A 21125-nucleotide genomic window follows, 5' to 3' on the forward strand; every position below is an offset into this window, starting at 1 on the left:
AAAAACTGGCGGTGGTGGTCAGAGGTCTTTCATCCAAGAGAGGAGCAGCGATGCGTGCTCGCGGTCGGTCAGCGGCAGGCTGCTGGCGTTGATCTCGCTCGGGTTCAGCCCGTACTTCCGCCGGAACGCGCGGCTGAAGACGCGCTCGTTCTCGAAACCGCACTCGTAGGCAAGGCGGGCAATCATCGGTCGGCGACCCGCCGACGAGCGGGATAGCACCTGCATGGCCCGGGAGAGACGCCGATCACGAATGTAAGCGTAGACGCCACCATCGGCTTCGAACAGCTTGTAGAGTGGGGTCCGCGAAAGGGCGAACCTAGCCATCAGTATCTCGACGTCGATGGTCGCCAGGTTCTCGTCGATGAATTGGCGGATGGCGATGTTCGTGACCGCCGCATGATTGTAGGCGCTGTCGGCTTCCGACAAAAACAGTGCGTTGCAAAGTGCGGTCGTCGCTGGAACGATGTGGCTCATCTGCGCCGGCGTCGCCGTTCTTAGACAGGCGCTGACATTGCGAAAGTGGTCGGCGAGCAGTTTGGTGATCGGGCTGCTCGCGGACGGCAGGATCTGGCCGTGCCAAGCTGAAACGTCTCCGACCCGCCCCTCGAGGAGGCGGCGCGGGATTGCGAGATTGAGCCCGGTCATGCCCTTGGTCTCGGACAGGATCGGCTGTGACAGGTCGAAGGTGACGAAGGATTCCTGCGTAATCTCGTGGGCCTGCCCGGCGATCGAGATGTTTGTCCGGCCGGAGGTGTAGAGTCGCAAGACGACATGATCGATGTTTTGAGCCGCGACCAGAGCCGGCGTCCGCTCGATCGTCTGGGGCGAAGCGTCGATTTCCCCGAAAACCAGCTGGTTCATGTGGTGATAGCGGTGGAACGCCGTCGTCGGAACGATGGCTTCGGGATCGATCTGCGTAACGAAGAACGACGACAGCGTGTCGATCCAAGCGCGGCGGCGCGTCTCGGCATCGAGAATGTGATCGAAGCGGTGGTCTATGATCATGGACACGGAAAGCCGAACGCGAAAAAGCAACACACGGTGCCGTGAAGGCCCGCGCCGTCATCACACGCATTGATTGCGTTTATCCTTCGACCCGGATTCTGGCGGTCCCCTGGGGACGGTGCATCCTCCCATCGGGACGCAAAGTCCGTGATGGACGAGGTGCCGAGCGTTCCGTGTCTCGGATGTCCGGCCGGTGGGCGATGGACGACTGTCCCTGACAGCAGCTGGTGGCGCGCGCCTATGCCTGGCGCGGCCACATCCGGGTGGCGATCTCTCGTTCCTCGGGGCCAATGACGTCGCCGTAGATCGCGGTCGTAGCGATGTCGGCGTGGCCAAGCCATCGCTGCAGGAGATTGAGAGGGATACCGGATCGAAGCGCGTGTACACCGAAACCGTGGCGTAGCCCTTTGGGAGATGCCGCCGTCTCCCCAACCTGCGCCAGAGCCATCACGCCCTTCACATGACGCCATGCCGTCGTGCGTCCGATCGGCCAGAGACGGTCTCCGGGTTGCCCGGCTCCGTGAATCTGCCGAACGGCGCGGAGGATCTTGTGCGGGACAGGAACTTGCCGAACGATCCCGGGGCGGCGCTTCTTGAGGCAGCGCACGGAGACTATACCGTCGTCGACGTCGAGATCGGCATGGGTCAGATTGAGCGCTTCTGAGATCCGACAGCCGGTCCAGGCCAGCATCAAGCACAGAGGCCCGACCTCGGGCGAGCACGAGGCAACCGCGGCGACGAAGCGCTCGCGCTCCTGCGCCGTCAGGTACTTGCGCCGTCCGCTGTCGGTGTAAAGCGACAGGGATGGAGCTGGCCCCGGTTTGGCCATAGCTGAGCTTCTCCAAGTTGACCGCTGGGGCAGAGCTGCCCGCGGTGGTGTGGAACGGATTTGCCAATTCTGTTCCACGCCGCGAGCGAGGCGAAATTTGCCTTCAGGGGAAGTGTGAACGAGCAAGCTAATAGCTCCGCTTGTGGAAGTTATCAACCGTATAACAATAGATATTTCAGGGACGTAAACAGAATTGGCAATTCTGTTCCACGAATATCCAGCAGTTCGGCGATTCGTATCGCAAGACGTCATGGCGAGAAATCCGCGATTTGAGCTTGCGCGCGGTTGCCGCAAGACCCGTGAGACGCGGCCAAACTTCGGATTGGGCAAACCTGCGCCGATGGGCCGGAGGGGGGCTGCGTTACGGTTCGGGACGGCGCGTGCGCTCGGAAGGACGGAGCGTCCGACATTCACTCGGATGCCGTGAGCGATTTTAGGAACTCGGAAAGCTGCATTCCGGCATTTATTGCCTGCTTCAACAGCAAATACGCAAGCAAAAACGAACGCATGAAATTAAATCTAATTCATTAGAAGAAAAATCAGCATTATCTTTTAGTTGTATTTGAGATTATTTTCGAGAGCCGCCAAAGTTCCGAGTTGATCGCGGTGCAGGCCCACCTGCCCCGACCTGATCTTAATTCAACCTCAAAGACAAAGAGTTTTCCTATGAGCAAACGAACTGTTGCTGGACTAGCTTTTTCTCTCGTCTCGGTGGTTGCGGCCCAGGCGGCAGATCTGCCGGCAACGCGCTTCGCGCCGCCTGTCGTGTCCTTGCCCGTATTCACCTGGACCGGCGTCTACGCCGGGTTGAATGCGGGCGCGGCCTTCTCCGGTTCGGAGCGACCGCGCTACAGCGAAGGCGCAGGGTTCGTCGGACTCAATCCCGGCACGCTCTCGGGCTTCCAGCGTTCACGCGGGCAAACCGGGTTCGTCGGTGGCGGCCAGCTCGGATTCAATCGCCAGATAGGTAGCGTCGTGCTCGGCGTCGAGGCCGATATCCAGCATGCCGATCTCTCGCGGCGGCGTTCGGGCGCGGGCACCTTGCCGAACGTGCCCGCTGGCTTCACCGACAATGACACCCTGACCGCACGCTCACGCTTGGATTACCTCGGCACCGTTCGCGGACGGATAGGCTTCCTGCCGACCGAGCGCCTGATGGTCTATGCCACCGGCGGTCTCGCTTACGGCGGCGTCACGACCCGCACAGCCTACACCGACATCGGCACGGGGGCCTTCTTCCCCGGCGGCATCAACGTGATCCCGTATGCCGGATCCCGCTCCGCGACCCAGGTCGGCTACGTCGCCGGCGGCGGCATCGAGTATGCCTTCACCGATCGCCTCAGCGCCAAGATCGAAGGCATCTATGCCGACCTCGGCAGCTCGAGCGTGACGGCCCGTTATACTGGCACCGGCGGCACCGGCCCGACCGACACCTACACGGTGCGCGAACCCAACCGCTTCGGTCTCGTCCGTGCCGGCTTGAACTACCGCTTCACCGAGCTCTGACGTGTCCGCGAACAGCCCCGACCTGATGACGCCCGGCATCGTGGATCCCCCCGGATCGGCGATGCCGCGCCCCAATTTGTCCTTCGAACGAGTTTCCTCGATGTTGAACCGTGCCGTGCGCGCACCGTCGATGCTTGCCGCCCTCATCTTCGTGGCGGCGGGAGGGCCAGCCCTCGCCGGCGGCCCGCCGCCCATTCCCGAATGGGTCGAATCCTATGCGCGCGAGGCGATGAGCGCGCCGGTCACGCTCGAGAACGCAAGAAAATACCATTTCTATCAGCTGCCGCGGAGTCTGCGGTCCGATCATCCGTTCATCTACGACGTTGATATCGCTCCCCTCCTCAAGCAGTTCCGAAATTACGGCAATGGCCAGCGCGAAACCCTTAAGCGCCTGCTCGACGAGAAACTGGCCACGATCCAAACGGTGGAGGAGGCTGGCCCGTATCACGGGCAATGTTCCTGGATCATGGCGCGTGAGGGTGGGAACGACGTCACCCAGGTGCAGATCGACCTTGACACCTATTGTCGGACGAAGGCGGTGCCGGTTGCCTACCAGCGCCTCGTTCGCGAACACGCTGAGCGGTTGGATCTGCGCTTGGCCCAGCTTCGCAACGTCGACGTCTCCTTTCCCGGTCGTTTCATTGGGACCGACCGCTTCATTCAAAATACTGACATCGGCAGCACCTATGCGAAGGCCGTCGAAGCCCGGTTGGGCGCAGCACAGCCGGCCGTCATCGGCGAACTCGCTCAGACCTACCGTGAGAAGCCCCTCAGCGAGGATCCGCTGCAGACCGGTGGCGCGCAGTGCCAGGCGCTTCTTGGCCGTTGGTACCCGAAATCCGATCCCATCCGGGATCTCGCCATGAACGATCCGCTGCGTGGCGGAACCAGCGGCGAGGAGGCTGCCGGCGGCTTCGCCCAGGCCGTCAGTACAGCCTGCAAGCGCGAGGCGAATGCCTGGCTGATGCGGCAGCAGCCGGCGATCGGGACGGCGATCAAAGCCAGCCTCAACACCGCCGACGCGGCAGATGGCCCGGTTTTGTCGGTGCGGGCCCGATGCGAGACCGCGCTCGGTCGTTGGTTTCGATCCTTCGATAGGTTCGAACTCGCGTTCATCGGGCCCCTCCGGCAGACGTGCGCGACCGAAGCCGGACAACTCGTCGACCGGGACATCGACGTTCGTGCCAAGTCGGTCGCGGCGCGGCTCGAGGGTGCGCCGCGGACGCTTGATGGTCTGGAGCAGCGGAACTGGTTCGAGCCGTCGTCGAGCGATCTTTCGGCGGTCGCCGATCCCAGGGATCCGGGTCGGGATGGGGTCGTCACCCTGATGACCGATCGCACGATCGCCATGACCCGCCCGTTCCGGGAGGAGGCTCAGGTCAACGCGATCACAGGTCTCGAAAAGGCCTATGCCGACGGCGGCCTCACCGATGCCGGACTGCGTCCGGCCCGGAATCTCTGTGGTCCCTATCTTGGCAGCGCGACGCGGACGCTGCCGGCTGGTGGCGGAACCGTTCGGAAGGCGATCGAGACCGCGTGCCGCAGTCAGGAAGCGAAGGTTGCGGTCGCAAGGGGGATTTCCGCCCAGGCGAAGTCGAACATCGACACCGTGCTCGACAAGGGCAACCTGACCGTCCTCTCTCCGAGGGGCGAGACGGTGACCGTGGATCCGCGCATGGTTGTCACGGCAGCGGCGGCAAACGGCTTTCAGGTGACCTTCCAGCAGTCCCGGACGCTGTTCTTCGCGAAGCGCTATGCGATCCGCATCACACCGTTTGGACAGAACGCGCCCGCGCTCGATGGTGCTCTCGAGCCTGAGACCCGTGCCGATGGGGTTGCGCTTTGGCGAATTACCCAACTCGACGGTCTGCCCGGCATCGACGGCCCGTTGGCGACGCTCTCCTGTGTCGCCCGAAGCAAGAAGGACGGGGGTGACACCGTTGTCCTCGCAGCCGCCGGTCTCGCTGCGGCCGCTGCCGATGCTCCGTGGACCGCAGGCCTGTTCCTCGGTGCCGCCTTCACCGAAGCCGCCTTGAGTTCCGCCTGCCGGACCGCAGCGAACGCGTTCACCGGGATAACGCCGTAGCGCCGCCGCGTCGCGCCAGCGATCCGTCCGGCCCGATAGGGCCGCCGAGTTGCCGGCGCGGACCCTCTCGCCCATCCATGACGCCGACGAGCAAGGCACCCTGATGTCAGCTGTCTACCTGCAACCCGTTACCTCGCCAGGGCTCGCGCATTATGAGCGCCTCCTGGATCTCACCGGCACCCAGTATCGACTCGACGATGGCACGCACGGCGTCGGCGTCGTTCTGGGCATGCTCGACACCCGCACCGGCCGCCTGCCGATCGGCCTCGTCGATGCGCGGCGCGCCTACTGGGACGACACGCTGTTCTACGATGCCAACCGGCGCTGCCTCGCCGTCGTCGCTCCGGATCGATGGGCGGCGTTCGTCGGCACGTACGCAGGCGGCGGCTGGCTGCTCGGCCTCGTCGGCGGTCTCGGCGGCTTCGCGCTGATGACGGTCGCGGCACTCGGCTCGGTGGTGCTCGACATTTTCCGGTTCGCCGTCTTCCCTGCCATGCTGCTCGGTCTCGTCGGGCTGCTGGTCTACGGCCTTATCGGCTACGCCGTGATCATGACCGCGCTGCAGGCCCTACCGTACCTGCTCGGCGGCATCGTGGCCTGGCTCGGGCTGTGCGGCCTGATCGCCCTGGAGCGCCACGCCCGCTGCCGCCGGACCGGGTGCGCCATCGAGACCCTGCTCGAACGCCAGCTCATGCCGATCTTCGGCTGACCGCGCGCACGTCGGGCGATGCCGTTCGACGAACCTACCACTTCCACCCCCCAGTGAGACGATAATGACCCTGAACCGCCTCGCGATGTCGGCGGCGCTTGCTGCGTGCGCCATTCTCAGCCCGGCCCACGCGGAGACGGCGTGGCAGAAGCTGACTTACTCGGATCCACGCCACCCCTCTGCCTTCACACCGCTCGTCGCACCCCTGTGGCAGCGCGAGCTCGCCGGTACACCGTTTCACCAGATCCACGCGACGCGCATCGATCAGGACGGTGCGACGTACCTGGTCAGCGTCGCGTTCGCTGGCGGCCTATGCGAGATGGGTGCGAACGGGCGCAACGCGGTCGCTGAGCCGGCGATCTGTCCGGCACGCATCGACCTGATACGCGATGGCAAGGTCGTGAGCACGACCCGCGGGCGGGTCTGCTCGGTCGCACCTCTCCCGGAGGATACGACGGCCAACCAGTCCGACCGGACAGAGGTTCGGGTCGATCCGGCGACTCGTACAATCAGCTTCCGCTCGATCATGAACGGCAAGTCAGTGCGAGCCTGTCAGCGGCGGATAGCGCTACGATAAGACGGGATTCGGATCACCACGAACACAGGAGGGCCGGCAAGAAAGTGACTCTTGTGATCCATGGACTGATGGATCCAACGATCGTTCGAACATGGGGTACGACGGGATCTTATTCGTGGCCGTGATTACTGTGATTAGGCGTGGAATAAGGACCCCGTTTCCGGGGTGATCGGCGTCCAAACGGGACCCCCAGGATACTTCATCCAGACTGCCTCCCGCATTCGGAACGGGAGGCTCGCGGAGGATGTTGGTCGTGGAGACGGTCGCGAAGATCCGCCGCGCGTACTTCGTGCAGCATAAGCCGATCAAGCAGATCTGCCGGGAGCTGAAGCTCTCCCGCAAGGTCGTCAGGAAGGTGATCCGCTCGGAGGCAACTGCCTTCCGCTACACCCGCAGCGTCCAGCCTGCACCCAAGCTCGGGCCCTGGCGCGACGAGCTCGACCGGATGCTGGCGGCCAATACGGGGAAGCCGGCGCGGGAGCGGCTGACGCTGACCCGTATCTTCGAGGCGCTGCGGGGGCTCGGCTACGAGGGCGGCTATGATGCCGTCCGCCGCTACGCCAAGACGTGGAAGCGCCAGCAGGCCAGCGTGACGGCTCCCGCCTTCGTGCCACTCGCCTTCGCCCCGGGTGAGGCCTACCAGTTCGACTGGAGCCACGAGATCGTGCTGATCGCCGGCGTCACCACGACGGTCAAGGTCGCCCACGTCCGGCTCTGCCACTCGCGCATGCTGTTCGTGCGGGCCTATCCGCGCGAGAGCCAGGAGATGGTCTTCGACGCCCACGACCGGGCGTTCGCCTTCTTCCGCGGCACCTGCCAGCGGGGCATCTACGACAACATGAAGACCGCGGTCGAGACGATCTTCGTCGGGCGCGAGCGCGCCTACAACCGCCGCTTCCTGCAGATGTGCTCGCACTACCTCGTCGAGCCCGTGGCCTGCACGCCCGCGTCAGGCTGGGAGAAGGGGCAGGTCGAGAACCAGGTCGGGCTGGTGCGCGAGCGCCTGTTCACCCCGCGCGTCCGGGTGAGAAGCTACGACGAGCTCAACGCCCTGCTGCTCGACGGGGTCGTCGCCTACGCCAAGGCCCACCCGCATCCCGAGCAGCGCGAACTGACGATCTGGCAGGCCTTCGAAGCCGAACGGGGAGCCCTGGTCCCCTACGCCGGACGCTTCGACGGCTTCCACGCCGTCCCGGCGGCCGTGTCCTCGACCTGCCTGGTGCGCTTCGACAACAACAAGTACTCGGTCATGGCCTCGGCCATCGGTCGCCCGGTCGAGGTGCGCGCCTATGCCGAGCGCATCGAGATCCGCCAGGACGGACGCGTCGTCGCCGAGCACCCGCGGGCCTTCGGACGCGGCCAGACGGTGTTCGACCCCTGGCACTACGTCCCCGTGCTCGCCCGCAAGCCCGGCGCGCTGCGCAACGGCGCACCGTTCAAGGACTGGGTCCTGCCCGCCGCCCTCGAACGGATCCGCCGCAAGCTCGCCGGCAGCGCCGACGGCGACCGCCAGATGGTCGAGATCCTCACCGCCGTGCTCGGCGACGGCCTCTCCGCGGTCGAAGCGGCCAGCGCCGAGGCACTGCGCGAGGGCGTGCACTCGGCCGACGTGGTGCTCAACATCCTGGCCCGCCAGCGGGAGCCGCCCGCGCCCGTCTCGCTGCTGACGCCCGAGAGCCTGCGGCTGCGCCACGAGCCGGTCGCCGACTGTGCCCGCTACGACAGCCTGAGGAGAGCCCCATGATGGAACGTCAGCAGATCCTCGCCACCATGGGCGAGCTGAAGCTGTTCGGGATGAAGGCGGCCTACGACGAGATCATCAAGGTCGCCCTCAAGCGCAGCCACGAACCGCAGCAGATCGTCGGCGACCTGTTGCAGGCCGAGATCAGCGAGAAGCAGGCGCGCTCGATCCGCTACCAGATGACGATTGCCAAGCTGCCCCTGGCCAAGGACCTCGCCGAGTTCGCCTTTGCCGGGACGCCGATCAACGAAGGTCTGGTGCGCGACCTCTGCGGCGGCGAGTTCCTGGCCCACCAGCGCAACGTCGTGCTGGTGGGCGGCACCGGCACGGGCAAGACGCACCTGGCCATCGCGGTCGCCCGGTCGTGCATCCGGGACGGGGCGCGGGCCCGGTTCTACAACGTGGTCGACCTCGTCAACCGGCTCGAGGCCGAGGCGCGAGCCGGCCGGCAGGGCCGCATCGCCGACCACCTCGCCCGGCCCGACCTGGTGGTGCTGGACGAACTCGGCTACCTGCCGTTCGCGCAGTCGGGCGGTCAGCTGCTGTTCCACCTGATCAGCCGGCTCTACGAGACCACCTCGATCGTGGTGACGACCAACCTGGCGTTCGGGGAGTGGCCGAGCGTGTTTGCCGGCGACGCCAAGATGACGACGGCACTGCTCGATCGGCTGACCCACCACTGCGAGATCGTCGAGACCGGCAACGAGAGCTGGCGCTTCAAGAACCGGGCGTGAGGGCGGCCTGTGCGCGGCTCATCCTGGCCCCCTGCTCAGCCCGGCTGCGCCACCCCGACCCGCTTCGCCGGGCTGAGCAGGGGCGTCGCGCATGCTCAACAAGGGGGCCCGATTGGACGCCGATCAGGGGTCCCGTTCCGATGCCGTTTGACACCCGTCGCGCCTGCTCCTTACGGAGGCGATCGATGAGGCGCTTTGCAAGCCGTCCACGGAATGACGTCTCGAAGCCGATCCCGTCCGCAGAGTCGGGGTCGAGGATAGACACAACCATCGCTCCGACCACCTCGAGCACAGCGTCCTCACCACCGTTCTCGTGCCGTGCGCTGACCTGTGGCCGGAGGACCCGCTGAGCCGTCGCGCAGAGATGCTTGAGCAGCTGTTCGCGAAGGCGGCCGTCCGCTGTCGGATCGAGACGGCGGCAAGCGGCGACGATCGTCCTGGGATCATGCTTGTCGAGCGATCCGCCATCCGTGGCCTCCTGCCAGAACGCGCGAAGGCGCTCGATCGAGACACCGTCTTGAACGTTCACACGTGCCCCCGTCATGCGAGAGCCTGCCTCTCTAGCGAAGGTGCAGGCTACGAATCGGTAGCGCGGTGCGAAAATCTTACACCGCTGCGGCAAGGCCCCGCACGAACGGTGCGGAGCGAGCGGCCCGAAACGCTGGCCAGTACTGATTGGTGGTCGCGGGGTTTGTCTGCCCGATAATGGCAGTCCCCGGTCGCGAACACCGTCACGCATACTCTAGAAAGAGCCGCGAGGCGGCTTTCGAAAAAAATCTAGGCAGAGCCGCAAGGCGTTTCCGGATCAACAAGGCTACAGGCGGCGTATGGAGGCCATCTTTTTAGTCTAGGGCGAGATGCTCTCCCGAACGATCGGCCTCAAACTCGCGCCCGAGGCCAGCATGCCTTGCGTTACATTGAAAACTCCGTGAGCGCTGTCAGTAGATTGAATCTTGAGAGGGCACGTCGGGTACCCCGACGCGCCCTCATTACTCTCACGTTCGCGATGCGTTGGTTTTCAACTGTGCGTTGAATAACCGCACTATGGTTCGAATTGGCCTACGCTTTGGTTCCGTAGGTCGATTCTATGGTTCGCTCCACAGCTCCACACACTGCCTACCGGCGCGATCCAATCCTCAGCTGCACCCCGTCGTACCACCGCAAGTGTCGCACTTCAGGCAGGTCCCGTTCCGCACCAGAGTGAAGTTGGCGCATTCCGGACAGGCCTCGCCGACATAGCCCTTCATCTTCGCCTCGGCGCGCCGGTCGGACACGCTGCGGCCGGCCGGTGCCGGGTCCGGCTTGGCAAAGGGGAGGGCCTCGACGAGAGCCTCGACCTTGCCGGCCAGGCTCGGCTCGGTCTTGAGCGCCACCGCGCCCCGCACCGCCAGCACCGTGCCGCCCGCTGGGGCCGACTGGCCCGTGGCGGGCGCCGTGACACCCGCCGTCGCACCGCCCGGGCCGCCCTGGATCAGGGTCAGCCGGTCGCCGGAGCCGCGCAGCAGGCCGCGCGACACGACGTTGTGGGCCGGCACCGAGTCCGAGGCCGTGGGCTTGGCCGGGGAGACGCCGGTCGCCGCGTTGCCGATCTCCGAGAGGTCGACATGGGCGAGGTCGTTGCGGCCGAGATACGAGATCGCCAGCTCGCGGAACACGTAGTCGAGCACCGAGGTGGCGTTCTTGATCGCGTCGTTGCCCTGGACGAAGCCGGCCGGCTCGAACCGGGTGAAGGTGAAGGCGTCGACGTACTCCTCCAGCGGCACGCCGTATTGCAGGCCGAGCGAGACCGAGATCGCAAAGTTGTTGATGAAGGCCCGGAGAGCCGAGCCCTCCTTGTTCATGTCGAGGAAGATCTCGCCGAGCCGCCCGTCGTCGTACTCGCCGGTGCGCAGGAAGATGGTGTGGCCGCCGATCTTGGCCTTCTGGGTGTAGCCCTTGCGGCGGCTCGGCAGCTTCTCCTGGGAGCGCAGGCGCTCGACGCGCTCGACGATCCGCTCGACGATCTTCTCCGTCACCGCGACGGTCTTGGCGACCGCCGGCTGGGCCAGGATGGCCTCGACGGTCTCGTCCTCGTCCTCCGACTCGTCGCTGATGAGGGCGGCGTTGAGGGGCTGCGACAGCTTCGAGCCGTCGCGGTAGAGGGCGTTGGCCTTCAGCGCCAGGGTCCAGGACAGCCGGTAGGCGTTCTTGCAATCCTCGACCGTGGCGTCGTTCGGCATGTTGATGGTCTTGGAGATCGCCCCCGAGATGAAGGGCTGCGCCGCCGCCATCATGCGGATGTGGCTCTCGACCGAGAGGTAGCGCTTGCCGATCCGGCCGCACGGATTGGCGCAGTCGAAGACCGGGTAGTGCTCCACCTTCAGATGCGGCGCGCCCTCGAGCGTCATCGCCCCGCAGACGTGGACGTTGGCGGCCTCGATGTCCTTGCGGCTGAAGCCGAGGAACGAGAGCAGGTCGAAGGACGGGTCGGCGAGCTTGTCGGCCGGCACCTTCAGGGTCTGGGTGAGGAAGTCCTCGCCGAGCGTCCAGCGGTTGAACACGAACTTGATGTCGAAGGCCGACTTCAGGCCCGCTTCCACCGCGGCGATCTTGTCGTCGGTGAAGCCCTTGGCGCGCAGAGAGCCCGGGTTGATCGCCGGGGCCTGGCCGAGCGAGCCGTGGCCGACGGCATAGGCCTCGATCTCGGCGATCTCGGCCTCGCGGTAGCCGAGGCTGCGCAGGGCATCCGGCACCGCCCGGTTGATGATCTTGAAGTAGCCACCGCCGGCCAGCTTCTTGAACTTCACCAGCGCGAAGTCGGGCTCGATGCCGGTGGTGTCGCAATCCATGACGAGGCCGATCGTGCCGGTCGGCGCGATGACGGTGGATTGCGCGTTGCGGTAGCCGTGCTCCTCGCCGAGCCGCAGGGCCCGGTCCCAGGCCGCCTTGGCGTGTTCCACCAGCTCGCCTTGCGGGCAGCCGGCATGGTCGAGCGGCACCGGGTTGGTGTTGAGGAACTCGTAGCCGGTGGCCTCGCCGTGGGCGGCGCGGCGATGGTTGCGGATCACCCGCAGCATCGCGTCGGCATTCTCCTCGTAGGCCGGGAACGGCCCGAGCTCGCGCGCCATCTCGGCCGAGGTGGCGTAGGACACGCCGGTCATGATGGCGGTGAGCGCACCGGCGAGCGCCCGGCCCTCACGGGAATCGTAGGACAGGCCCATGGTCATCAAGAGGCCGCCGATATTGGCGTAGCCGAGGCCGAGCGTGCGGTACTTGTAGGAGAGGTCGGCGATCTCGCGGCTCGGGAACTGCGCCATCAGCACCGAGATCTCGAGGACCACGGTCCAGAGCCGGCACAGATGCTCGTAGCCCTCGACGTCGAAGCGCTTGGCGCCGCGGTCGTAGAGAGCCAGCAGGTTCGCCGAGGCGAGGTTGCAGGCGGTGTCGTCGAGGAACATGTACTCGGAGCACGGGTTCGAGGCCCGGATCCGCCCGCCGACCGGGCAGGTATGCCAGTCGTTCATCGTGGTGTTGAAGTGCAGGCCCGGATCGGCCGAGGCCCAGGCGGCCTCCGCGATCTTGTCCCACAGCTCCGCCGCCTTGACGGTCTTGGCCGGCTTGCCGGTGGTGCGCTGGCTCAGGGTCCAGTCGGCGTCGGCGTCGACCGCGCGCAGGAAGTCGTCGGTGAGCGAGACCGAGTTGTTCGAGTTCTGGCCGGCGACGGTGAGGTAGGCCTCCGAATCCCAGTCGGTATCGTAGATCGGGAAGGAGATGTCGGTGTAGCCCTGGCGGGCATACTGGATCACCCGCTTGATCGCGGCATCCGGCACCATCGCCTTGCGGGCGGCCTTGACCTCGCGCTTGAGAGCGGGGTTGCGCTCGGGATCGAAGCAGGCGTCGCCCGCGGCCTCGCAGTTGACGCAGGCCTTCATCACCGCCTTGAGGTGCTTGGACACCACCTTGGAGCCGGTGACCAGCGCCGCGACCTTCTGCTCCTCCTTGACCTTCCAGTCGATGAAGGCCTCGACGTCCGGGTGGTCGATGTCGACGATCACCATCTTGGCGGCGCGGCGCGTCGTGCCGCCCGACTTGATCGCGCCGGCGGCCCGGTCGCCGATCTTGAGGAAGCTCATCAGGCCCGAGGACTTGCCGCCGCCGGCAAGCTTCTCGTTCTCGCCGCGCAGCCGCGAGAAGTTCGAGCCGGTGCCCGAGCCGTACTTGAACAGGCGGGCCTCGCGCACCCACAGGTCCATGATGCCGCCCTCGTTGACGAGGTCGTCGGCGACGGACTGGATGAAGCAGGCGTGGGGCTGCGGGTGCTCGTAGGCGGTGGCCGACTGGGTCAGCTCACCGGTCTTGTAGTCGACGTAGAAGTGGCCCTGCGCGGGACCGTCGATGCCGTAGGCCCAGTGCAGGCCGGTATTGAACCATTGCGGCGAGTTCGGCGCCACCATCTGGCGGGCGAGCATGGCGCGCAGCTCGTCGTGGAACGCGGAGGCGTCCTCCTCGCTCGAGAAGTAGCCGCCCTTCCAGCCCCAATAGGTCCAGCAGCCGGCGAGCCGGTCGAAGACCTGCGTCGCGGAAGTCTCGGAGCCGGTCCGCTCACCCTCGGGGAGGTGGGCCAGCGCCGCCTCGTCCGGCACCGAGCGCCACAGGAAGGAGGGGACGCCGTTCTCCTCGACCTTCTTCAGCGCCTTCGGCACGCCGGCCTTGCGGAAGTACTTCTGGGCCAGCACGTCGCAGGCGACCTGGCTCCAGGCCTCCGGCACGTCGATGCCCTCGAGGCGGAAGACCACCGAGCCGTCCGGGTTGCGGATCTCGCTCACCGCCTTGCGGAACGGGATGCTGGCATAGGGCGATTGCCCCGCGGTGGTGATGCGACGCTCGAACCGCATGGGATACTCTCCGGTCACGAACAGCCGGGGCCGCCCGCAGGCACGCGGGGTCCACCGGTTACAGGGGATGGGCGGGGCGCTGGAGGTTCGGCGGATGCGGGCGAGCCCGATCCGGGATCCCCCGTCCTATGCCCCGGAAACTACCGACGCTGACGGCCACACGTCAACAACTAGTGTCGACGGACTCCGTTCCTCCCTACATATAGTGTTAAGGGCCGGATTCCTGTGGATAGCGGCGCGCCCGGGCCTAAGCCCAGGATCGGGTTGCGAGAATCGCGGCGGCCTTTCGCGCCGCCCACAGCCGGCGCAAGCTCAGGCCCCCGAGTTGTTCACAGATCGTGAGCGAATCGGGGGCCGGACCAGGCCGTCCGCGGCACCCGCGCACCGGAATCATGCTGCGGCGCGGGACGCGCTGGACATCCGGGAGTCATCTCACCATAGTCCCGCGCGACGAAGGGGGCCTCCCCCATTCCTTAAGGGCCCGAGCCCCAGAGACGGTCGCGATGGCGCTGAAAGACACCCTGCTTCGGATCTTCACCTGGTGGAGCGGCTCGACCGTCAGCCTGGAATTCTACACCAAGCGCAACGGTCAGTTCGTCGGCGAGGACGAACTCGGCAACCGCTACTACCGCGCGCAGGGCCCGCTGATCGACCGCTCCGTCGGCTCCGAGCGGCGCTGGGTAATCTATAACGGCTATGCCGACGCCTCGAAGGTGCCGCCGGGCTGGCGCGGCTGGCTCTGCCACGCCACCGACGTGGCGCCCTCCGAGGAATCTTATGTCCCGCGCGAGTGGCAGAAGCCGCACGAGGAGAACCTGACCGGCACCGTGGCGGCCTACCGGCCGCGGGGCTCGCAGCTCTCCTACGGCCAGCGCCCGGCCGCGACCGGCGACTACGTGCCGTGGGTCCCGGGCGAGTAACCGCCCTTTTTCCACCATCCTCCTTGTGTCTATCGCGGGCGGGCGATTCCTTGCCCGCGCGCCCCGTCGATCCGGGCGCCAGAGGCCTCGTGATGGCCGCCGACTACCGAGCCGGGAGCGATTGGGTTTGAGCCGCATGACCGCACGCCGCGCCGCGGGCGCCTTCCTGCTCCTCGGCGTCGCTGCCCTCGGGGGGGCGCTCACCTCCGTGCCGGCCCGTGCCGACAAGATCCGCAACCCGACCGCGGTCTTCGCCGGCCTCGACAAGATCACCGGCCGCACCGTCTCCTTCGAGGTGGCGGTGGACGAGACGGTGCAGTTCGGCGCGCTCCAGCTCACCCCGCGGGTCTGCTACACGCGGCCCCCGACCGAGAGCGCCAAGACCACGGCCTTCCTGGAGGTCGACGAGGTCACGCTGGAGAACAAGTACCGCCGGATCTTCACCGGCTGGATGTTCGCCTCGAGCCCGGGCCTGCACGCGATCGAGCACCCGATCTACGACGTGTGGCTGGTCGACTGCAAAGGCGGCACCGACCTCATCGCCGAGCCCAAGGAGCAGGAGGACGCGCCGGTGGCCGCCGCCAAGCCCGAGGGCCGCAAGCGCCGCGAGCAGGCGCGCGGCGGCGACGACGCGCCGCGCAGCCGCCAGGTCAACCGCCAGGGCCAGGTCGACGTCGAGCCCCTGCGCGGCACCCCGGTGCAGCCGCGCCAGTCGCCGTCGCGGCGCTTCTTCCCGACCAATGACGGACCGAGGCCGGGCGGCGCCGATCCGATGGATCCGAATCCGCGCTGAGCGGCGGTGGCAGAGCCCGTTTGTTCGATTCAACTCTGCAATCTCATTCGCGACCTCATCCTGAGGTGTTAGCCCATCGAAGATGGGCTGACCTCGAAGGAGGGCTCCAGGGATCGCGGAGAGTTCTGGAGCCCTCCTTCGAGGCTCCTTTCAGTCGCACCTCAGGATGAGGTCGTGAGTGGGAAGGGCTGGAGCCTAGCCTGAACGCTCGTGTTCTGTTCCGTATGGTTTCCAACGCTTCGTCCGCTCAGCGCCCCAACACCGCCAGCCACCCCGGCACGCCCGCCCCGTTCTGGCGCCGGATCTCCGCCGGCTCCAGCAATGCGATCGCCAACCCCGCGGCCTCCGCCGCCTCGCGCAGGGTCGCGACGCCGTGGGCGTAGCGCCCGTCGGCCCCGAGCACCGCGCCGGTTTCACCCGGATGCCCCTGGATCGTGAAGGCGAACAGACCGCCGGGCGCCAGCACCCGGGCCGCGGCGGCGAGGACCGGGCCGATCTCGCGCAGGTAGATGAACACGTCGGCCGCCACCAGAAGGTCGGCGCTCGCAGGCGGCTCGGCCGTTAAAAAGTCCCGCAGGTCGCCTTCGTGCAGGCGGGCATAGAGGCCGGTGCGCCGGGCCTCGGCCAGCATCCGGGGCGAGAGGTCGATGCCGGCGAGCGAGCCCGCCATCCCGTCGAGCGCCCGGGCCATCAGGCCGGTGCCGCAGCCGAGATCGAGGATGCGGGGGAAGCGGGCCTCCGGCCCCCGCAGGCGCTCCAGCGCCGCCCGGATCAGCGCCGGGCCGCGATAGCCCAACCCCTCGACCAGATGACGCTCGAAGCGGCCGGCATAGCCGTCGAACAGGGCCCGCACATAGGCCGGCGAGATCGCCTCCTCCTTCAGTTCGCCGAGTTCCGCCAGATGCAGGCGGGCGCCCAGGGAATCCTCTGGATCGAGGGCGAGCACCGCCCGGAACGCCTCCGCGGCCTCTCCCCGTCGCGCCGGGTCGGCGGCGCGGGCGCGGCCGACGAGCAGCCAGGCCGGGCCGTAGCCGGGCACCCGTTCCAGCACCTGGGCGGCGAGGTCGGCGGCGGCCTCCGCGTCGCCCTCGGCCAGGGCCGCTTCGGCCCAGGCATAGCGGCGGTCGGCGAGGAGGTCGCCGGAGGAGCGGGCGGGGGCGGGCATCGCTGAGAGGCTTCTCAAGGGAGGGGAGGGACGAACGGTCCGGGCCGCCTATATACCCGGCCCCGGTCCCGGGAAGAGGCCTCCCCGCGCAACGAGGATCCATGGCGCCGCGCCCCACTGATCTCCTCACCCTGACCCGGGAGGGATTGTACTGCCCGCCGGGCGACTTCCACGTCGATCCGGTCCGCCCGGTGCCGCGCGCGGTCATCACCCACGGCCATTCCGACCATGCCCGTGCCGGCCACGGCGCGGTGCTGGCGACGCCCGAGACCCTGCGCATCATGGCGGTGCGCTACGGCGAGGACTTCTGCCGGACCCGCCAGGAGGCGCGCCTCGGCGAGGCGATCCGGATGGGCGAGGTCACTCTGCGCTTCCACCCCGCCGGCCACGTGCTGGGCTCGGCGCAGGTGGCGATCGAGCAGGGCGGCTGCCGGATCGTCAATTCGGGCGACTACAAGCGGGCGCGCGACCCGACCTGCCTGCCCTTCGAGGTGGTGCCCTGCGACGTGTTCATCACCGAGGCCACCTTCGGCCTGCCGGTCTTCCGCCACCCGGTCGCCCGCGACGAGGTGCGCAAGCTGCTCGATTCGGTGCGGCTGTTTCCCGAGCGCACCCACATCGTCGGCGCCTACGCGCTCGGCAAGGCGCAACGGGTGATGGCGCTCCTGCGCGAGGAAGGGTTCTCCGACCCGATCTACCTGCACGGCGCGATGGAGAAGCTGACCGAGCTCTACCGGCGCGAGGGCATCCCGCTCGGCGAGACGGTCAAGGTCGTGGCGGCGGAGCGGCCGAAGCTCGGCGGCAAGATCGTGATCTGCCCGCCCTCGTCGATCCAGGACCTGTGGTCGCGCAAATTCCCCGATCCGGTCACGGGCTTCGCCTCCGGCTGGATGCGGGTGCGGGCGCGCGCCCGCCAGAAGGGCGTCGAGCTGCCGCTGGTCATCTCCGACCATTCGGACTGGGACGACCTCTGCCGCACCATCAAGGAGACGGGGGCCGGCGAGGTCTGGGTCACCCACGGCCAGGAGGATGCCCTGGTGCATTGGTGCGGCACGCAAGGCATCCGCGCCAAGCCCCTGCACATGCTGGGCTACGGCGACGAGGGCGAGGCGGAGCCCGAGCCTCACACCAAGCCGGAGACTGCGGAGACGGCCGCGTGAACGACTTCGCCCATCTCCTCGACCGCCTCGCCTACGAGCCGCGGCGCAACGCCAAGCTGCGCCTGCTCCAGGATTTCTTCCGCCATACCCCCGACCCGGACCGCGGCTATGCGCTCGCCGCCATGACCGGCTCGTTGAGCTTCCGCGAGGCCAAGCCCGGCCTGATCCGCGGCCTCGTCGAGGAACGGGTCGATCCGGTGCTGTTCCGGCTCTCGCACAACTATGTCGGCGACCTCGCGGAATCGACGGCGCTGATCTGGCCCGGGCGTGGCGATGCGCCGGGCCCCGGCCACAACAATCCGCCGGTGCCGACCCTGTCCGAGGTGGTGGAGGCACTGGGCACCATCGGCAAGGGCGAGCTGCCGGCGCGGCTCGCCGCCTGGCTCGACGCCCTCGACGAGACCGGGCGCTGGGCGCTCCTCAAGCTCATCACCGGGGAATTGCGGGTCGGCGTCTCGGCAAGGCTGGCCAAGACCGCGGTGGCGAGCCTCGGCGGCCACGAGGCCGACGCGGTCGAGGAGGTCTGGCACGGTTTGGAGGCGCCGTACCCCGAGCTGTTCGCCTGGGTCGAGGGCCGGGCCGGCCCGCCGGAATCGGTCAACCCGGCGCCGTTCCGTCCGCCGATGCTGTCGCATCCGATCGAGGAGGAGAGCGACTTCGACAAGCTGGAGCCGGAGGCGTTCTCGGCCGAGTGGAAATGGGACGGCATCCGGGTCCAGCTCGCCGGCGGCCGCGACCGCGACGGCAGACAGGTCCAGAAGATCTACTCGCGCACCGGCGAGGACATTTCCGGTGCCTTCCCGGATCTCGCCGAGGCGATCACCTTCTCGGGCGCCCTCGACGGCGAATTGCTGATTCTTCGCGAGGAACGGGTGCAGAGCTTCAACGTGCTCCAGCAGCGCCTCAACCGGAAGGCGGTGACCGGCAAGCTCCTCCAGGAGTTCCCGGCCCATGTCCGCGCCTACGACCTCCTGGCCGAGGACGGGGAGGACCTGCGACCGTTGGCCTTCGCCGAGCGCCGGGCCCGGCTGGAGGCCTTCGTCGCCGGGCTCGACCACGCCCGCATCGACCTCTCGCCGCTCGTGCCCTTCGCCGACTGGGAGGCGCTCGCCGCCGCGCGGGCCGATCCGGCCTCGGTCGGCGCCGGGCCGGATGCGGACGCGATCGAGGGGGTGATGCTCAAGCGGCTGACCAGCCCCTACCAGCCCGGCCGTCCCAAGGGGCCATGGTGGAAGTGGAAGCGCGAGCCTTATCTGGTCGACGCGGTGATGATGTACGCCCAGCGCGGCCACGGCAAACGCTCGTCGTTCTATTCCGACTACACGTTCGGGGTCTGGCGCGAGGCACCGGACGGGGCGGAAGAGCTGGTGCCGGTAGGCAAGGCCTATCACGGCTTCACCGACGAGGAGCTGGCCAAGCTCGACCGCTACGTCCGCAACCACACCACCAAGCGCTTCGGCCCGGTGCGGGAGGTGGAATACGGGGTGGGCAAGGGGCTGGTCCTGGAGATCGCCTTCGAGGGCGTGCAGCGCTCGACCCGGCACAAATCGGGCGTGGCGATGCGGTTTCCCCGGGTCAGCCGGATCCGCTGGGACAAGCCGCCGGCCGAGGCCGACCGGATCGAGGCGCTGGAGCGCATCCTGGCCCGTGGCGAGAAAGAGGTTCACCCCGGACGGGAGATCGCCGGATGAGACGCGTCGAGACCATCGCCGAGGGTCCGGTCACCCGCCAGGCCACCGGACGCCTCGTGGTCGACACCAGGGGCCAGGGCTTCACCGAGATCACCGAGGCGGCGGCCGGCTTCGTGCGCGAGACGGGCCTGCGCCACGGCCTGCTCACGGTGTTCTGCCGCCACACCTCGGCGTCGCTGACGATCCAGGAGAATGCCGACCCGGACGTGCGCACCGACCTGATGACCGCCCTCGACGGGCTGGCGCCGCGCCATGCGGGTTATGTCCATGATAGCGAGGGACCGGACGACATGCCGGCGCATCTCCGCACCCTGCTCACCGACTCGGCCCTGACGATCCCGCTCGTGGAGGGCCGGCTGGCGCTCGGCACCTGGCAGGGCATCTACCTGATCGAGCACCGCGACCGGCCGCATCGGCGCGAGATCGTGCTGCACCTCGTCGGCGCATGAGCGCCTTGCACCGGTTGCGTGGATGATGGCGGGCCGGAGGTGGCAACCGGCTCGCCGGTAGGGCACGACGCCGGTCCGGGGCCCCCGACCGGGAAATATCGCATCCTCGCCGAGCGCGGCCGGCAGGTCGTCGCCCGTAGCGGGCCGACCGCCTCTGCCGGTCCACCCGGCCGATTCTCGCCGTCGCCACGCTTTTCATCGTGCAGGGACACCGACGGCCCCTGTGCCGGATGTCGTCGGCCTGCTCCGCGACAGACGGAATTCCGTGCTTGGGCAAGCGTAATCTGTCCGACGATGCGCGCTGATCGATTCATGTTCTGAGGTTTTAAATCGTTTTCTCGGCGTGTTTGGTGCTTGTGATCGCGCATGTCCTGTCAATTGCAAAAATATCCGTAATCAAGAATGGTTCATTCTCATGTCTTATATTTCATGTTGCGATGCAGCAAATTTTATGATCATTTGATGGAAAGCGACATTCCCAACAATGAATCAGTGAGATCAGTCATGAAGTATTTCGCCATCTCTCTCCTCGCCCTCAGCGCCTGGCCGGCGAATGCGCAGGATCGTTCCGCTTCCGTCACCGTCTTCCCGCCGATCATGCGCGAGGCGGCCCGCGACACCGCGGCCGTGCGGGCCCAGGCCGAGCTGACCACGACGCCCCAGCCGGTCCCGGCCGCCCGCCGGCGTGCGCCGCAGCCCGAGCTGGTCGCGCGCGGCTATGTCGAGCCGGCCGCCGCCGCCCTGACCGGCACGCTCGACTGATCCCGGCACTTCTCCTTCGGCGGGGTTCGCCCCGCCGCAAGGCCCGTCTCAGCATTCCGCCGGCCCCATTGCCGGCGTGGAGAACGCACACGCTCCGGTTTCAAGCCCGCCAAAAAAAGCTATA

Annotated in this window: 15 protein-coding genes and 1 pseudogene; 12 read left to right on the forward strand and 4 right to left on the reverse strand. The window is 67.3% G+C overall.

The genetic code is table 11. From position 1 onward, the window contains the following. Nucleotides 1-18: 18 nt before the first annotated feature. Nucleotides 19-1005 carry a helix-turn-helix transcriptional regulator gene (locus tag F1D61_RS31200; RefSeq protein ID WP_246776021.1) on the reverse strand — a complete coding sequence of 329 codons (987 nt, stop codon included), beginning with the start codon at nt 1003-1005 and terminating at the stop codon, nt 19-21. A 238-nt stretch (nt 1006-1243) separates the two neighbouring features. Next, nucleotides 1244-1834 carry a tyrosine-type recombinase/integrase gene (locus F1D61_RS31205; RefSeq protein WP_203155784.1) on the reverse strand — a complete coding sequence of 197 codons (591 nt, stop codon included), beginning with the start codon at nt 1832-1834 and terminating at the stop codon, nt 1244-1246. 666 nt (nt 1835-2500) lie between these two features. On the opposite strand from F1D61_RS31205, the gene F1D61_RS31210 reads away from it, so the two are divergent. The 6 genes and pseudogenes from F1D61_RS31210 (at nt 2501) to istB (ending at nt 9187) form a co-directional block, all read left to right on the forward strand. Continuing rightward, on the forward strand, nt 2501-3340 hold the full coding sequence (locus F1D61_RS31210) for an outer membrane protein (RefSeq protein WP_203155785.1): 840 nt from the start codon (nt 2501-2503) through the stop codon (nt 3338-3340). A gap of 1 nt (nt 3341) precedes the next feature. Beyond that, entirely contained in the window at nt 3342-5426 is a 2085-nt protein-coding gene (locus tag F1D61_RS31215) for a hypothetical protein (RefSeq protein ID WP_203155786.1), read from the forward strand. 103 nt (nt 5427-5529) lie between these two features. Then, nucleotides 5530-6135: a hypothetical protein gene (locus F1D61_RS31220; RefSeq protein WP_203155787.1), complete on the forward strand. Its 606-nt coding sequence runs from the start codon at nt 5530-5532 to the stop codon at nt 6133-6135. 64 nt (nt 6136-6199) lie between these two features. After that, nucleotides 6200-6712, forward strand: coding sequence for a hypothetical protein (locus tag F1D61_RS31225; protein WP_203155788.1), 513 nt, complete (start codon nt 6200-6202; stop codon nt 6710-6712). Nucleotides 6713-6956: 244 nt separating this feature from the next. Further along, nucleotides 6957-8450 (forward strand): annotated as a pseudogene (gene istA, locus F1D61_RS31230) (IS21 family transposase); the annotation flags it as partial. 5 nt (nt 8451-8455) lie between these two features. Beyond that, complete coding sequence (gene istB, locus F1D61_RS31235) at nt 8456-9187, forward strand: IS21-like element helper ATPase IstB (RefSeq protein WP_203158950.1); 732 nt, start codon at nt 8456-8458, stop codon at nt 9185-9187. A 1136-nt stretch (nt 9188-10323) separates the two neighbouring features. Here the strand turns inward: istB and F1D61_RS31240 are convergent. Then, complete coding sequence (locus F1D61_RS31240) at nt 10324-14061, reverse strand: vitamin B12-dependent ribonucleotide reductase (protein WP_203155789.1); 3738 nt, start codon at nt 14059-14061, stop codon at nt 10324-10326. 503 nt (nt 14062-14564) lie between these two features. Here F1D61_RS31240 and F1D61_RS31245 point away from each other — a divergent pair. Together F1D61_RS31245 and F1D61_RS31250 are read left to right on the forward strand one after the other, a co-directional pair. After that, nucleotides 14565-14981, forward strand: a complete 417-nt coding sequence (locus tag F1D61_RS31245; protein WP_203155790.1) for an NADH:ubiquinone oxidoreductase subunit NDUFA12 — start codon at nt 14565-14567, stop codon at nt 14979-14981. Between the two features lie 136 nt (nt 14982-15117). Next, nucleotides 15118-15774, forward strand: a complete 657-nt coding sequence (locus tag F1D61_RS31250) for a DUF2155 domain-containing protein (protein ID WP_203155791.1) — start codon at nt 15118-15120, stop codon at nt 15772-15774. Between the two features lie 247 nt (nt 15775-16021). Here the strand turns inward: F1D61_RS31250 and F1D61_RS31255 are convergent, their stop codons facing one another. Then, complete coding sequence (locus F1D61_RS31255) at nt 16022-16939, reverse strand: class I SAM-dependent DNA methyltransferase (RefSeq protein WP_203155792.1); 918 nt, start codon at nt 16937-16939, stop codon at nt 16022-16024. Between the two features lie 101 nt (nt 16940-17040). Here F1D61_RS31255 and F1D61_RS31260 point away from each other — a divergent pair, with 101 nt between their 5' ends. The 4 genes from F1D61_RS31260 (at nt 17041) to F1D61_RS31275 (ending at nt 21001) form a co-directional block, all read left to right on the forward strand. Next, nucleotides 17041-18099, forward strand: a complete 1059-nt coding sequence (locus F1D61_RS31260) for a ligase-associated DNA damage response exonuclease (protein ID WP_203155793.1) — start codon at nt 17041-17043, stop codon at nt 18097-18099. Further along, on the forward strand, nt 18096-19790 hold the full coding sequence (locus F1D61_RS31265; protein WP_203155794.1) for a cisplatin damage response ATP-dependent DNA ligase: 1695 nt from the start codon (nt 18096-18098) through the stop codon (nt 19788-19790). The genes F1D61_RS31260 and F1D61_RS31265 overlap by 4 nt, the downstream gene beginning before the upstream one ends. Next, nucleotides 19787-20239, forward strand: coding sequence for a secondary thiamine-phosphate synthase enzyme YjbQ (locus F1D61_RS31270; protein WP_203155795.1), 453 nt, complete (start codon nt 19787-19789; stop codon nt 20237-20239). Before F1D61_RS31265 ends, F1D61_RS31270 begins: the two co-directional genes overlap by 4 nt. Before the next feature lie 504 nt (nt 20240-20743). Next, entirely contained in the window at nt 20744-21001 is a 258-nt protein-coding gene (locus tag F1D61_RS31275; protein WP_203155796.1) for a hypothetical protein, read from the forward strand. Nucleotides 21002-21125: the final 124 nt, after the last annotated feature.

The sequence above is a fragment of the Methylobacterium aquaticum genome, assembly GCF_016804325.1.
Lineage (GTDB): Bacteria > Pseudomonadota > Alphaproteobacteria > Rhizobiales > Beijerinckiaceae > Methylobacterium > Methylobacterium aquaticum_C.

Excerpts from the sequence above, each read along its gene's own strand:
- F1D61_RS31200 (WP_246776021.1), bottom strand. The coding sequence starts at position 1,005 with ATGATCATAGACCACCGCTTCGATCACATTCTCGATGCCGAGACGCGC.
- F1D61_RS31205 (WP_203155784.1), bottom strand. The coding sequence starts at position 1,834 with ATGGCCAAACCGGGGCCAGCTCCATCCCTGTCGCTTTACACCGACAGC.
- F1D61_RS31210 (WP_203155785.1), top strand. The coding sequence starts at position 2,501 with ATGAGCAAACGAACTGTTGCTGGACTAGCTTTTTCTCTCGTCTCGGTG.
- F1D61_RS31220 (WP_203155787.1), top strand. The coding sequence starts at position 5,530 with ATGTCAGCTGTCTACCTGCAACCCGTTACCTCGCCAGGGCTCGCGCAT.
- F1D61_RS31225 (WP_203155788.1), top strand. The coding sequence starts at position 6,200 with ATGACCCTGAACCGCCTCGCGATGTCGGCGGCGCTTGCTGCGTGCGCC.
- istB (WP_203158950.1), top strand. The coding sequence starts at position 8,456 with ATGGAACGTCAGCAGATCCTCGCCACCATGGGCGAGCTGAAGCTGTTC.
- F1D61_RS31240 (WP_203155789.1), bottom strand. The coding sequence starts at position 14,061 with ATGCGGTTCGAGCGTCGCATCACCACCGCGGGGCAATCGCCCTATGCC.
- F1D61_RS31245 (WP_203155790.1), top strand. The coding sequence starts at position 14,565 with ATGGCGCTGAAAGACACCCTGCTTCGGATCTTCACCTGGTGGAGCGGC.
- F1D61_RS31250 (WP_203155791.1), top strand. The coding sequence starts at position 15,118 with ATGACCGCACGCCGCGCCGCGGGCGCCTTCCTGCTCCTCGGCGTCGCT.
- F1D61_RS31255 (WP_203155792.1), bottom strand. The coding sequence starts at position 16,939 with ATGCCCGCCCCCGCCCGCTCCTCCGGCGACCTCCTCGCCGACCGCCGC.
- F1D61_RS31260 (WP_203155793.1), top strand. The coding sequence starts at position 17,041 with ATGGCGCCGCGCCCCACTGATCTCCTCACCCTGACCCGGGAGGGATTG.
- F1D61_RS31270 (WP_203155795.1), top strand. The coding sequence starts at position 19,787 with ATGAGACGCGTCGAGACCATCGCCGAGGGTCCGGTCACCCGCCAGGCC.
- F1D61_RS31275 (WP_203155796.1), top strand. The coding sequence starts at position 20,744 with ATGAAGTATTTCGCCATCTCTCTCCTCGCCCTCAGCGCCTGGCCGGCG.